Source organism: Sphingopyxis sp. USTB-05 (assembly GCF_023822045.1).
GTDB lineage: Bacteria > Pseudomonadota > Alphaproteobacteria > Sphingomonadales > Sphingomonadaceae > Sphingopyxis.
The window spans coordinates 912,467-925,538 of the sequence record NZ_CP084712.1; the positions used below are offsets into that span (position 1 = coordinate 912,467).

The 13,072-nt window shown below is 63.1% G+C and carries 14 protein-coding genes; 9 read left to right on the forward strand and 5 right to left on the reverse strand.

Annotation, left to right across the window (positions count from 1 at the left end; translation table 11 throughout):
• Positions 1-159 precede the first annotated feature (159 nt).
• Positions 160-717, forward strand: coding sequence for a hypothetical protein (locus tag KEC45_RS03905; protein WP_062182851.1), 558 nt, complete (start codon positions 160-162; stop codon positions 715-717).
• A gap of 53 nt (positions 718-770) precedes the next feature.
• Here KEC45_RS03905 and cobT read toward each other — a convergent pair whose 3' ends face one another.
• Positions 771-2,594 (reverse strand): cobaltochelatase subunit CobT, encoded by a 1,824-nt coding sequence (cobT, locus tag KEC45_RS03910; RefSeq protein ID WP_062182849.1) that lies wholly within the window; start codon positions 2,592-2,594, stop codon positions 771-773.
• Positions 2,595-2,794: 200 nt separating this feature from the next.
• Here cobT and KEC45_RS03915 point away from each other — a divergent pair, with 200 nt between their 5' ends.
• Both KEC45_RS03915 and KEC45_RS21850 read left to right on the forward strand, forming a co-directional pair.
• Positions 2,795-3,988 carry an MFS transporter gene (locus KEC45_RS03915; RefSeq protein WP_202966800.1) on the forward strand — a complete coding sequence of 398 codons (1,194 nt, stop codon included), beginning with the start codon at positions 2,795-2,797 and terminating at the stop codon, positions 3,986-3,988.
• Complete coding sequence (locus KEC45_RS21850) at positions 3,985-4,116, forward strand: hypothetical protein (protein WP_274520260.1); 132 nt, start codon at positions 3,985-3,987, stop codon at positions 4,114-4,116. Before KEC45_RS03915 ends, KEC45_RS21850 begins: the two co-directional genes overlap by 4 nt.
• A 4-nt stretch (positions 4,117-4,120) precedes the next feature.
• Here the strand turns inward: KEC45_RS21850 and KEC45_RS03920 are convergent, their stop codons facing one another.
• Entirely contained in the window at positions 4,121-5,314 is a 1,194-nt protein-coding gene (locus KEC45_RS03920) for an alpha/beta hydrolase (protein ID WP_062182843.1), read from the reverse strand.
• Positions 5,315-5,480: 166 nt separating this feature from the next.
• On the opposite strand from KEC45_RS03920, the gene KEC45_RS03925 reads away from it, so the two are divergent.
• The gene (locus KEC45_RS03925; RefSeq protein ID WP_238586702.1) at positions 5,481-6,542 is read left to right on the forward strand and encodes a DUF5694 domain-containing protein; all 1,062 of its coding nucleotides are present in this window, start codon (positions 5,481-5,483) and stop codon (positions 6,540-6,542) included.
• A gap of 4 nt (positions 6,543-6,546) precedes the next feature.
• Here the strand turns inward: KEC45_RS03925 and cobS are convergent, their stop codons facing one another.
• From cobS to KEC45_RS03940, 3 genes are all read right to left on the reverse strand, one after another.
• The gene (gene cobS / locus KEC45_RS03930; protein ID WP_062182839.1) at positions 6,547-7,536 is read right to left on the reverse strand and encodes a cobaltochelatase subunit CobS; all 990 of its coding nucleotides are present in this window, start codon (positions 7,534-7,536) and stop codon (positions 6,547-6,549) included.
• A gap of 92 nt (positions 7,537-7,628) precedes the next feature.
• Positions 7,629-8,066: an ester cyclase gene (locus tag KEC45_RS03935; RefSeq protein WP_062182836.1), complete on the reverse strand. Its 438-nt coding sequence runs from the start codon at positions 8,064-8,066 to the stop codon at positions 7,629-7,631.
• Positions 8,067-8,076: 10 nt separating this feature from the next.
• A complete protein-coding gene (locus KEC45_RS03940) occupies positions 8,077-8,670 on the reverse strand; it encodes a J domain-containing protein (RefSeq protein WP_238586701.1) in 594 nt (197 codons plus the stop codon).
• A 112-nt stretch (positions 8,671-8,782) separates the two neighbouring features.
• Between KEC45_RS03940 and KEC45_RS03945 the strand changes: the two genes are divergently transcribed.
• The 5 genes from KEC45_RS03945 to KEC45_RS03965 all read left to right on the forward strand — a co-directional run bounded on the left by KEC45_RS03945 (position 8,783) and on the right by KEC45_RS03965 (position 13,071).
• Positions 8,783-9,031, forward strand: a complete 249-nt coding sequence (locus KEC45_RS03945; RefSeq protein ID WP_062184221.1) for a BolA family transcriptional regulator — start codon at positions 8,783-8,785, stop codon at positions 9,029-9,031.
• Positions 9,032-9,033: 2 nt separating this feature from the next.
• Positions 9,034-9,402 (forward strand): cupin domain-containing protein, encoded by a 369-nt coding sequence (locus tag KEC45_RS03950; RefSeq protein ID WP_238586700.1) that lies wholly within the window; start codon positions 9,034-9,036, stop codon positions 9,400-9,402.
• Positions 9,402-10,286, forward strand: coding sequence for a pirin family protein (locus KEC45_RS03955; protein ID WP_252171501.1), 885 nt, complete (start codon positions 9,402-9,404; stop codon positions 10,284-10,286). Before KEC45_RS03950 ends, KEC45_RS03955 begins: the two co-directional genes overlap by 1 nt.
• 854 nt (positions 10,287-11,140) lie before the next feature.
• Positions 11,141-12,064, forward strand: a complete 924-nt coding sequence (locus KEC45_RS03960; protein ID WP_062182827.1) for an alpha/beta fold hydrolase — start codon at positions 11,141-11,143, stop codon at positions 12,062-12,064.
• Between the two features lie 230 nt (positions 12,065-12,294).
• On the forward strand, positions 12,295-13,071 hold the full coding sequence (locus KEC45_RS03965; RefSeq protein ID WP_252171502.1) for an AraC family transcriptional regulator: 777 nt from the start codon (positions 12,295-12,297) through the stop codon (positions 13,069-13,071).
• Position 13,072: the final 1 nt, after the last annotated feature.

Sequence of the window (13,072 nt, forward strand, 5' to 3'; positions counted from 1 at the left end):
AGGGTTTGTAACGAGGGGGGAAGGGGTTGTCATCCGGCGATACGGTAATCCCATTTCCAGCGGTAAGTCGGTCGGTCGATGTTTTGCAAAAGGATTGCAAAGTATAAAACCGACCCTATCCAATCGTTCCAGGGGAGTTTGAATTTCAAAGGGGGCGCAATGCACAAATTGACGATAGCGATGTTCGGCGTAGCGATAATGATCGCGCCTGTCTCGGCATCAGCGAAAGAAAAAGAACCCAAGCCCGTTGAACTGAGTGCAGTTGAACTCGCGGCACTGCAAAAACGAGAAATTCCGGCGGGAGTTGATATAGTCTTCCGTTCGTCCATCTCCGCTTTGCAGGAGATGGGTTATGTCAATATCAACGCGAGCAAGGATGCGGGGACGATCACGGCAGAGACCGATGCGAAATCGAAGCTTGTCTACAATATATTTTGGGGTTTCGGTAAAAAGAAGCTGACCCAACTTGCTTCGGTTTTCGTCGAGCCTATTTCGCCGACCCTGACGCGCATGTCGATAAAATTGCAAACGGTCGAGGCTAAGGCGCGTATGGGTTCATCCTATTCCGACGGCAAGCCGGTTGCATTTGCTGAACCCTATAATGCCTTTTACGCCGACTTCGAAAAGGCGCTGTCGGTGCGGACCGCCGAAGCTGCCGCGCCGGTGGCGGAACCTGCTGCGACGCCAGCTGCGATTCCGGGGGGATCGACGCAATAGATGCCAATTGAATCCGGGTGCGGCGTCGCGTTGGCGCCGCGTCCGGATTGCTCTCAATCGATGTCGAACAGCCCCGCGAGCTGTTCGACCATCGTGCCGCCGAGTTGTTCGGCATCCATGATCGTCACCGCGCGGCTGTAATAGCGCGTCACATCATGCCCGATGCCGATCGCGCAGAGTTCAACGGGCGAGCGATTTTCGATCCATTCGATGACCTGGCGCAGATGCTGGTCCAGATAGGCCCCATGGTTCACCGATAGCGTGCTGTCGTCGACCGGCGCACCGTCGGAGATCACCATCAGGATCTTGCGTTCCTCGGGGCGGCCGATGATCCGGCTGTGCGCCCATGTCAGCGCCTCGCCGTCGATATTTTCCTTGAGCAGCCCTTCGCGCATCATCAGCCCAAGCGACTTGCGCGCGCGGCGATAGGGCTCGTCGGCGGGCTTGTAGATGATGTGGCGCAGATCGTTCAGGCGACCGGGATGCGCCGGGCGGCCTGCGGCGAGCCAATCCTCACGGCTCTGTCCGCCTTTCCACGTCCGCGTCGTAAAGCCGAGGATTTCGGTCTTCACACCGCAGCGTTCGAGCGTGCGCGCGAGGATGTCGGCACTGATCGCCGCGATGCTGATCGGTCGTCCGCGCATCGACCCTGAATTGTCGATCAGCAATGTGACGACGGTGTCGCGGAAGTCGGTGTCGCGCTCGATCTTGTACGACAGCGACTGGCCGGGCGAAACGATCACGCGCGCCAGCCGCGCCGCGTCGAGCTGGCCTTCTTCCTGATCGAAGTCCCACGCGCGGTTCTGCTGCGCCATCAGCCGGCGCTGGAGCCGATTCGCGAGCTTGGTCACCGCGCCCTGCAGATGTGTCATCTGCTGGTCCAGATAGGCGCGCAGACGCGTCAGCTCGTCGGCGTCGCAAAGCTCGGTCGCGGCAATGATTTCGTCATGCTTTTCGGTGAAGCGGACATAGTTGAAATCGGGAATGTCGCTCGGCAGGCGGTTGGGGCGTACCGGCAGCATGCCCTCGTCGCCTTCGCCGCCCATTTCGGGCTCGCCGTCGGCTTCCATTTCCTGCGCGTCGGGGTCGCTGTCGCCGTCGTCGGCTTGATCGCCCGCCATTTCGGCGCGCGCGTCGACCTGGCTTTCGCCGGCGCCGCCGTCTTCGCTTTCCTGCTCTTCCTGGCTTTCTTCGGCCTCGCTCTCGTCCTGCTCGCCGCCGTCCTCGCTGCCTTCTTCGAGCGGCTCGTCGCTGTGGATCAGGTCGAGGTGACGCAGCGCCAGCTTGGCGGTCTCGGCAAAAGCGGCCTGATCGTCGAGCAGCATCGACAGCGCGGTCAGGTCGCCGCCCGCTTCGTTGGTGATCCACTCGCGCACCAGCGACAGGCCGGTTTCGGTCCCCTGCGGCGCCTGTTCGCCGGTCAGGGCCTCGCGCAGCATCAGTTCGAGCGCGCTGGATAGCGGGACATCTTCGCGGTTCTGCGCGCGGCTGATCGGATCGCTACGCATCCGCATCGCGAGGCTTGCGGACAGGTTGCTGCGCATGCCGTCCATATGGCGCGCACCCAGCGCCTCGATCCGCGCGCGCTCCATCGCGTCGAACGCCGCCGCGGCGAGCGGCTCGGCTGGGCGCGCCGACGCGTGCAATTTCTCGCTGTGATGCTTCATGCGCAAAGCATAGGAATCGGCAAAGCCGCGCGCTTCGGCGACCTGATCGGCGGGCAGCGTGCGCGACGGGGTCGGCACCTTGATCGCCTTGCCGATCTGGGCTGGCGCGTCGGCGGTAAAGCCGACCTCGACCTCGGCATCGCGCGTCACTGCACGGGCGACACTCGACAGCGCGGCCTTGAAATCGTCGAGAGGAGATTGGGCAGTCATTTCGAGTCGGCTCTAACCAGCTTTGGCGCGGGAAGGAAGAGGATGAGGGCACGCATATGGGCACACGCATATTAGAATCGTCACCCCGGGCTTGATCCGGGCGAGGAAGACGGATTGAGTGCGGTCATAGCTAAGCTCGCTTGACCTCTCGCAGCCGGGAGAGCATCCGCACCCTCATGTCCTCCCCCTCACTCTCCCCGATGAAAAAGCCCTGGATCGTCATCCTCTGCGCGGCCTTCATCGTCACGCTCGCCATGGGCGTGCGTCAGTCGTTCGGCCTCTTCCTGCCGCAGATGAGCGTCGATATCGGCATCAGCCGCTCCGACTTCGGGCTCGCGATGGCGTTGCAGAACCTGCTCTTCGGTCTCGTCCAGCCCTTCGTCGGCGCGCTCGCCGACAAGCATGGCGCGGGCCGCGTCGTGCTCGGCGGGGCGCTGCTTTACGCGCTCGGGCTGATCGGCGCGGCGCTTGCGACCGACGCGATCGGGCTGCACATAAGTTTCGGCTTGCTGATCGGCATGGCGCAGTCGGCGACGACCTTCGTCGTCGTGCTCGGCGCGGTCGGGCGCGTCGTCAGCCCCGAAAAGCGCAGCAGCGCGTTCGGCATCGTCACCGCGGGCGGATCGCTCGGGCAATTTCTCGTCGTGCCGCTGGCGTCGATGCTGCTTGGCGATATCGGCTATCATCAGACCTTGTGGATCATGGCGGGGCTCGTCGCGCTCTGTGGTTTGCTCGCGATCGGTGTCTCCGGCCGTACCGATACGCCCGGGACGCTGCAGGCGGAAGAACAGACCGCCCGCGAGGCTTTGCGCGAGGCGGCCGTTCATCGCGGATACTGGCTGCTGAATGCGGGCTTTTTCGTCTGCGGCTTTCATATCGCCTTCATCGCGACGCATCTGCCCGCCTATCTCGACGACAAGGGGCTTGGCATAGAAATCGGTGCGCAGGTGCTCGCTCTCGTCGGCCTGTTCAACATCCTGGGCTCCTATGTGTTCGGCCGCGCCGGCGACTTTCTGCGCCAGAAATATGTGCTTTCGGCGCTCTACACCGCGCGCTCGGCGGTTATTGCGCTGTTCCTCTTCCTGCCGCTCAGCCATGCGAGCGCGCTCGTCTTCGCTGCCGCAATGGGTTTCCTCTGGCTCGGCACCGTGCCGCTGACCAGCGGCATCGTTGGGCGCATCTTCGGCATCCGCTATCTCTCGATGCTCTACGGCATCGTCTTCCTCAGCCACCAACTCGGCAGCTTCTTCGGCGCGTACACCGCTGGGCTGATATTCGACGCCACCGGCAGCTATAACATCGCGTGGGGCTTTTCGATCGCGCTCGGGCTCTTCGCCGGGATCGTCCACCTGCCGATTGCCGACGCACCGGTCAAACGGCTGCAACCGGCGTGAGGCTCGCGCGGCAGGACTGGATCGCGCTCGCGCTCTTCCTGGCTGTCGCGGCGGGCGGTTTGTGGCTGTGGACGGGCGAGGGGCCGGTCGTCTGGTTGACCAACTTCGCCATCATGTGCGGCTTTTAGGGCCTCACTGCGGCTCTTCGACCTCGGGCGTCCGCTGACAGATCGCGTCGTCGCCATTCTTGGGTATCACGGGATCGGGAAGCAGGCGGAACACATGCGCCCATTGAGTCGCGACCCGTTCGGGCCGCGTACGCTTGTTTGCGACGACGTCGATGAAGTCCCAGCACACCACTCCGCTGCGCAGAAAATTGCTGTGCCCGGTCGATCCGCGCGACACATCGGTCGTGTCGATTACGGTCAGGCCGGGGCGCGATACGGGGTAGCAGCGCTCGGGCAATCCCTTGGCCTTGAGCTCGGCCGCCTCGAACGGATCGAAACAATAGGGTGAGCCAAGTCGCGGATAGCCGTGAATCGCACGCGACGCGGCGAGCGCCTTGTCGGCGCGTGAGGTATAGACGGTGATCCGGCGGTTATTGGCGACGCGCCGCGCCGACAGGACCTCCTCCTCGATATCGCGTTCGAATGTCTCGCGGTCGATATCGGGCGAGGCGAGGATGATGTTCGAAATATTGCTGCTGTCGGCGCTGCTCGATGTGCGATCCACATAGGAAATCGCCGGGATCACCAATCGCGCGCCGAGCGAGTGCGAGACGACGACGATCTCCTTCACCCATGTCTGTTCGGCGAGCGACTTCAGGAAATCGCGGAAATTGCGGACGTCGTGATACATGTTCGTCTCGTCGACGACGTAACTCAATATCTTGCCCTGCGACGGCCAGCTATATTCGATGATCGGCCCGTCAAAGCCCGTCATGCGCGCGATCTGCGCCGCGTCCTTGGACGTCGTCGAGAAATTTTCGCGGTAGCCGTGGATATAGAGCAGGACGCGCCCCTGCTTGCGGTCGGTCTCCGCCTGCAGCGCGCGCCACCATTCGGCCGAGGTCTGGAAGGCGAGCGGCGCGAGCAGCTTTTTCTTCTTGCCGACAATCACTTCGCGCGGGGCGTTGAAGCGGCCGTAGCGCATATGGTCGCCGCGATGGCGGAGCAGTTCGATCTCGGGTGTGCGGCAGTCCGGGAGGCGGCTCGTCGCGAAGAAATAGGGCAAGGCTTCGCCATCGACTACGGCGCCCGGCTGCGCGGTGCAGCGCGGGTCGGCGACATAGTCCGCGTGGCGGATTTTGCCATAATCGACCGCCGCGATGCTGCATCCGCTGAGCGGGACAAGCGCGAGTGCGGCGAGCAGGGATTTCGATCGCATGGAGGGCTTCATCTTTGAAAAACCTGACACATCGCGCGACGCTGGCAGAGGGGAGGGGGCATGGGAAGTCGGAAAATCGATCCGGCAAAGAGTGTTGATCGAATAATACACTTCGCCTATCCCTGTCCAGCGCCGTTCGTTCGGTGTGTTCACAGGGGAGGATTTCGTGACGGCTTTCACCGCCTTGCTGCTGACGATGGCCGCGCCCGCAGCTTACACACCGCCGTTCGACCCACGCCAGCTTAGGGATAATGTCGCGGGAACGCCGGGCGAACTGCTCGTGCTCGGCACGCCGCATCTGTCGGAACTGCCCGACAGCTTCAAACCCGAAAGCCTCGATCCGCTGCTGGTGCGCCTAGCTGAATGGAAGCCGGCGATCATCACGATCGAGGGGCTTTCGGGCACCGACTGCGAACTGCTGATCCGCTACAAGCCGCTCTATCCTGGCGCGGCGGATTATTGCTGGGACCCGAGCTCGGCGCAAAAGATCGTTGGGCTCGATATGGTGGCGGCGACGGTCGAGGCCGACAGGTTGCTCGGCGCCTGGCCCCCAAACCCGACGCCCGCCGATCGCCGCCGCCTCGCCGCGCTGTTTCTCGCGGGGGGCGAGCGGCCATCGGCGCTCGTCCAGTGGCTGCGGCTTTCGCCGAGCGAACGGCGCGCCGGCGACGGCCTCGACGCCACGCTTGTCGCGGTGCTCGACAAGGCAATCACCGGGCGTAACGAGAATTTCCTGATCGGCGCCGCGCTCGCGGCGCGGCTGGGGCTCGAACGCGTGTATGCGACCGACGATCATAGCGCCGACGCCGTCACTGCCTCGCTCGACAAGGATCCGGGTTATGGCGCGGCGCTCCAGCGGATCTGGGACAATCCGGCGGTGAAGGAGCGGATCGCCGCCGACAAGGCGGTCGCGGCAAAATTGGACGGCGCCGGCGTGCTTGCGCTCTATCGCGACTATAACGACCCTGCGACGATGCGGCTGGCGTTCGATAGCGATTTTGGCGCCGCGCTGGCCGATACCAGTCCCCAGAAATATGGACGCCGTTACACCGGCTGGTGGGAGACGCGAAATTTGCGCATGGTCGCGAACATCCGCGCCGCGATGGCGGTTCGGCCCGGAGAGCGCACGCTCGCGATCGTCGGCGCATCGCACAAGGGCTATTTCGAAGCCTATCTCAATATGATGCACGACGTCCGGCTGGTGGACGCCGCGACCATATTGAAATGACCGCTTAGCGGGCGACGACGCTTTCGGGCAGGTCTTCGCCGAAGACGCGCTGATAATATTCGGCGACGATCATCCGCTCGGCCTCATCGCATTTGTTGAGGAAGCTCAGGCGGAAGGCGAAGCCGATATTGTTGAAGATCGCGGTATTCTGCGCCCAGCTGATCACCGTACGCGGCGACATGACGGTCGAGATATCGCCGTTGATGAAGCCCTGGCGCGTCAGATCCGCAACCTTCACCATATTGGCGACGGTCGTCTCGTCGGTGTTCGGAACCTTGGCGAGGATGATCGCACTTTCGGTAGCGGCCGGCAGATAGTTCAGCGTGACGACGATGTTCCAGCGGTCCATCTGGCCCTGGTTGATCTGCTGCGTGCCATGATACAGCCCGCTCGTGTCGCCGAGGCCGACAGTGTTCGCGGTCGAGAACAGGCGGAAATGCGGGTTCGGACGGATTACGCGATTCTGGTCGAGCAGGGTCAGCTTGCCTTCGGTTTCCAGCACGCGCTGGATCACGAACATCACGTCGGGGCGGCCGGCATCATATTCGTCGAACACCAGCGCGGTCGGGGTCTGCAGCGCCCAGGGGAGCAGGCCTTCGCGGAATTCGGTGACCTGCTGCCCGTCGCGCAGCACGATCGCGTCGCGGCCGACAAGGTCGATGCGGCTGATATGCGCGTCGAGGTTGACGCGGATACACGGCCATTTGAGGCGCGCTGCCACCTGTTCGATATGCGTCGATTTGCCGGTTCCGTGATAGCCCTGCACCATCACGCGGCGGTTGTATTTGAAGCCCGCAAGGATCGCGAGTGTCGTGTCGCCGTCAAAGACATAGGCGGGGTCGAGGTCCGGAACGCGCTCGTCCGCTTCGCTGAACGCCGGCACTTTCATGTCGATATCGACGCCGAAAACCTCGCGTGCATCGACCTCGACATCGGGCGCCGCAAGCAGCGTCGAGCCATGGTGGTCGGGAAGGCTGTTCGGGATATCGGTCATTTTGTCTGTCCAGCGATAAGTCAGGGAGAGTCGCCGCGCGGCGGCGCTTCGCCGTCGCGGTATCGTCATGGGTTGCGCCTTGCAACGCCTTTTCAGAGGAGGCCGAGCGCCTTCATCACCGCCGACTGGTCATAATAGGGACGTTCGCAGACGATCTTGTCGCTGCCGGAGGCGAATTCGAAACTTGCGGCCATGCGAATGCGGAATGCCTTGCCCGTGGGCTCGATCGTGCGCACGCCGAGCTTCAGCGGGCCGAGATGCGTGCCGGTCAGCCAGAATTCGACGAGCACTGTGCTCGTGCCCTCGTCGGCAGCGATCGCGATGACCTCGTTTGCCTGATCGGGGAAGGGTTCGCGCGATGTAGCGAAATAGGATCGCACTGCCGCTTCGCCATCGAAGATCGTGCCGGGACCCATTAATTCATAGCGTGGATGGTCGAAGGTCGCGAGGACGCCGTCCCAATCATGCGTGATCTCCAGCGCCATATGGCGGCGCACCACTTCGATCCGTGCTTCGTTCAGGTCGGTCATTGTACCTCTCCTATGCGAAAGCCTTGCTCTTTCTCAGCAACTGATAGGCTTCGACTACCGCACCCAGCCGCGCTTCGAAACTGCGATCGCCGCCATTTCGGTCGGGATGATATTTGCGGACAAGCTCGCTATAGCGCCGCCGCAGGGCTGCACGGTCGGCGTCGGCGGGCAGGGCCATCAATTGCATCGCGTCATGTTCTTCGCGTGACAGGCCCGGATTTCGGGCCTCGCGCCGCGCCTCGTCCATTCGCTGGCGAAAGCGAGCGCCGAGCGCGTCCATCGGGTCTTTGAAGTCGGCCCAGCGCGGCGGCAGGTCGGCGCTGCCGGCGGGGCGAAAGGCGCGGCTTTCGGTTTCCCAGCCGGCGGTCGGCGACTGCGCCGCCATGATCTGGTCGGCGCTCATGCCTTCGAAGAAATTATAGCCCGCGTTGAATTCGCGCACATGGTCGAGGCACAGCCAGCGATAGGGCGGCGGCCCGTCGGGCGAGCGGTGCGACGATACGGGCGCGCGAAACTCCCCCGCCTCACGGCATCCTGGGGCGGCGCAGCGCTCTTGGCGCGGAACGCGGCCATGAAAACGGGTGGGGCGAGCGGAAGACGGCACGATATGCTTTCGGAATCGAGAGTGAGGATCTGATCTTTGGGAGGCCTTATAATTTGGCGATGGAGCGCTTATGGTCAACCCCATGAGCAACAAAGGCCCTGTGCAGCAAGAGATGGAAAGCCTGCTTGGCGCAGCCTTTCCCGACGCAAATTTCATCCTCAGCAACGACAGCGCCAGCCATCACGGCCATATGGGCGACGACGGCAGCGGCGAATCGCATTTCAGCCTGACGATCGAGTGGGCGGGCTTCGCGGGGCAAAACCGCGTTGCGCGCCAACGTGCGGTGAACAAGGCGCTCGGCGACCTGCCGGGCCAGCGCGTCCACGCGCTCGCGATCAGGGCGACCGCACCGGGAGAATGACTATGGTGGGCAAGGTCAATCTGGCGGATGCCTTTGCGAAAATTCCCGACGCGTGGAACCCGCGCGTCGCCGGCGACATCAATGATTTTCAGGTCAAGCTGGTCAAGCTCGACGGCAAGTTCGACTGGCACCATCACACGCAAGAGGACGAACTCTTCCTCGTCGTCGCCGGCCGGATGAAGATGGCGTTTCGCGACCATGAGGTGATCGTCGAGCCCGGCGAGTTCATCATCGTCCCGCACGGCATCGAACATTGCCCGGAGGCGCTGGACGGCGAATGTCATGTCGTCCTGCTCGAACCCGGCACGACGCGCAACACCGGCAATGTCGATACCGAAAAGACCCGAAAGACGCTGGAAAGGCTCGACTGATGTTTACCGTCATCACCCCCTCGACCCACGATATCGGCGCCTTTGACGTGCGCCGTACCTTGCCGAACAAGGCGCGGACGATGGTCGGCCCCTTCATTTTCGTCGACCAGTTCGGCCCCGCGCATTTCGATATCGGGCAGGGGATGGACGTGCGCCCGCATCCGCATATCAACCTGTCGACTTTGACCTATCTGTTCGAGGGCGCGATCGATCATCGCGACAGCCTGGGCACTTACGCCACAATCCGTCCGGGTGCGTGCAACCTGATGACTGCCGGGCGCGGCATCGTCCATTCGGAGCGGACGCCGCTGGCCGAACGCGCGAGCGGTTCGGGGATTTCGGGTATGCAGACCTGGCTCGCGCTTCCCGACGGCAAGGAAGAGATCGACCCGGCATTCGAACATGTGCCCGCCGACAAATTGCCGCTGGTCGAGGATGGCAGCGTGTCGGCGCGTGTCATCATGGGCAGCCTGTGGGGCGTCACGGCGCCGACGACGCAGCATAGCGCCACCATCTATGCCGACATATTGATGAACGCGGGCGCGAGCCTGCCGATCGATGCGGAGGCCGACGAACGCGCCGTGCTCGTCGCGATCGGCGACGCGAGCCTCGATGGCGAGCGGCTCGAACGCTACAGCCTTTATATCCTCAAGCCCGGTCAGGCGATGACGCTCCGCGCCGAAACCGACGCGCGCGTGATGCTGCTCGGCGGGGAGGCATTCAAAACGCCGCGCCACGTCTGGTGGAATTTCGTCAGCTCGTCGCGCGACCGGATCAACGAGGCGAAAGCGGAGTGGAAGGATCGCAAATTCCCGCTGGTCCCTGGCGACAGCGAGGAATTCATCCCGATCCCCGAAGTACCGAAGACGGTGAGCTATCCTTAGAGGCCCGCTTTCTGCCGATTGCGGCCCCCCCCACACCCTCGTCACCCCGGACTTGATCCGGGGTCCCGCTTGAGACGGATCCGGAGCGCGCGCAAAAAAGCCGGATCCCGGGTCAAGCCCGGGATGACGAGAGCGAAGAACGACCGGAAACTAACGACGGTAATGTGTGCCCCGGCGAAGGCCGGGGTCCAGAGCGGCAATCCGCACAGCTAGGCTTTCCAATGCCCTGGGCCCCGGCCTTCGCCGGGGCACAACATAGTAGCAAACGTCAGCTCACCACCCCAATCCGGTCATTCGCTGCCGAACTTGATGGAACGGCCGAAAACGACCGGGAGCGGACGCTCCACCCAATCTAAACCGTTCGCATCGAGCGAAGTCGAGATGCCCCTCGGGCTGGGCGTTTCGTCGATGGGTGTCTCGACTTCGCTCGACACGAACGGAGAAAGGGCGGAGCTCAAAGTGACCGGTTGCAGACCTCATCATCATCGTCACCCCGGACTTGATCCGGGGTCCCGCTTGAGGTCGAAGCCGGTGAGTGCGTCAAAAAGCGGGATCCCGGGTCAAGCCCGGGATGACGAGAGCGAAGAAACGACCGGAAACTAACGACGGCAATATGTGCCCCGGCGAAGGCCGGGGTCCAGGGCGGCAATCCGCACAGCTCGGCTTTCTAAAGCCCTGGGCCCCGGCCTTCGCCGGGGTACAACATAGTAGCAAACGTCCGCTCCCCACCCCAAAACCGTCGCGCCGGGTTTCCCCGTCTCCTTCGCCCAATCGCCCCGCCTTTTGTTGCAGCTTGCCAGGCTCCCCAATCCCCGCCAGATTGGTTTTGAAAAGAAACCAAAGGAGCGGAATGGATGATCGGCGATTTCGAGCAGCAGCGGGTGATGCTTTCGACCGGGGTCGAACTCGACGTCGTCGATATGGGCCCGAAAGATGCTCCGGCGCTGATCTTTCTCCATGGCTTTCCCGAATCGCATCGCACCTGGCGCCACCAACTGCCGCACTTCGCGGACCGCTTTCGCTGCATCGCGCCCGACCAGCGCGGCTATCGCGGGTCGTCGAAGCCACAGGACGTCGAATCCTACACCCCCGACAAGCTGATCGCCGATATTTTCGCGCTCGCTGATGCGCTTGGCGTCGATAATTTCACCGTCGTCGGTCACGACTGGGGCGGCGCGATCGCATGGGGTGTTGCATTGGGCGGCCAGCCGGGCGGGCTGCATCCGGCATGGGCGGGGCGCGTCACGCGCGCGGTCATCGCCAACGCGCCGCACCCCGGGATATTTCAGCGACTTCTCCTGACGAACGAGGGTCAGCGCGCCGCGAGCCAATATATTCGCACCTTCCGCGATTCCGCGAGCGATGCGATCATCGAGGACCATGGCATCGCCGGAATCCTGGCCCATGCTTTCGAAGGACGCGTGCCGAGCGGCGGGGTTCAGCCCCCTGACGAGATTGCCCGCCTGCTCAAGGATTGGGAGGACCGCGACGCGTGCCGCGCGATGATCAACTGGTATCGCGGTTCGCCGGCCATCGTTCCCGCAATGAATGAACCTTATGCCGAACCACCCGCGGCGCCGTTCCCGAAACTCAACATTCCCACACTCGTCATCTGGGCACTCGACGATGTCGCGCTGCCGCCGTGCAATCTTGACGGCATCGAAGAGCTTGTTCCCGATGTGACGATCGTCGAAGTTCCGGACTGCGGACATTTCGTGCCATGGGACGCGCCTGATGCGGTCAACCATGCGATGGATGAATTTCTCGCTGCCAAATAAACAAGGCCATCGTTTCGTTCGAAAAAAAGTGGCGGGCGGCGATCGCGCCGCCCGCCGTCGGGGGGGTCTTTGTCTGCGTGTCTGGGGCACGCGTCTATGGTCTCACCCACACCTCTTTGTCTCGGCTGCGACTAGGGCCGAGGACTTTGGGTGGGGCGATTTAACCATATTATTGCGCAATATAGCAGGCTTTCACATTTTCCCATTCTTGCCATACTCATGCGATGGAAGTGGGAGAACTCAGGGTCGCCGCGATCGTTGACCGGATCGATGGCCCGTCGAACTGGACGATCGTACGCGATGTCCATGTGCTGATCCTGTATGAGGCAGGGAGCTATCACTGGCTCGAAACCTGGCAGGGTGATCGGCGGACCTCGCTCGGCGATCCGCTGCCCGGCGAAATGTGGTTGATCCCCGCGGGCCAGACCTATCGCGCGTCGGCAAAGGGCGGCGCGGTCCGTATGGTCGAAGTCGAAATTCCGACCTCGCGGCTGACCATAGCGCCCGAAACGCGGGCGCTGGCCGCTCATCATGACCTTGCGCTCGCCGCGTTGGTCCGCGCGCTGTTGGCGGGCGATGCCTTGGCGGGCGATGCGCTGACCGCGATCCTTGCGAGGACCGTCGAGAATATGGCCGGTCGTGCCGAGACGCCCGCGATTGCCCAGCGCATCAACGATCTGATGGCCTTCATCCAGACACAGCTCGAAGTGCCGTTGACCGTCGAGGATATGGCAGCCGAGGCCGGCATGTCGGTGAACAGCCTGATCGTCCATTTCGCGCGCGCGACCGGGCGGACCCCCGCGCAATATGTGCTGCGGCAGCGGCTTCGTCACGCCTGCTGGTTCCTGATGAACCGTCCGCTCTCGATCGCCGAAATAGCCTTCGCGACCGGATTTTCGAGCCATGCGCATCTCTGCGCGATCTTCCGCCGCAAGATTGGCATGTCGCCGGGCGAGTGGCGCCGCCGGCATCGATCCTATATCGTCGAAGCGGAGGGGGAGGCGTAAA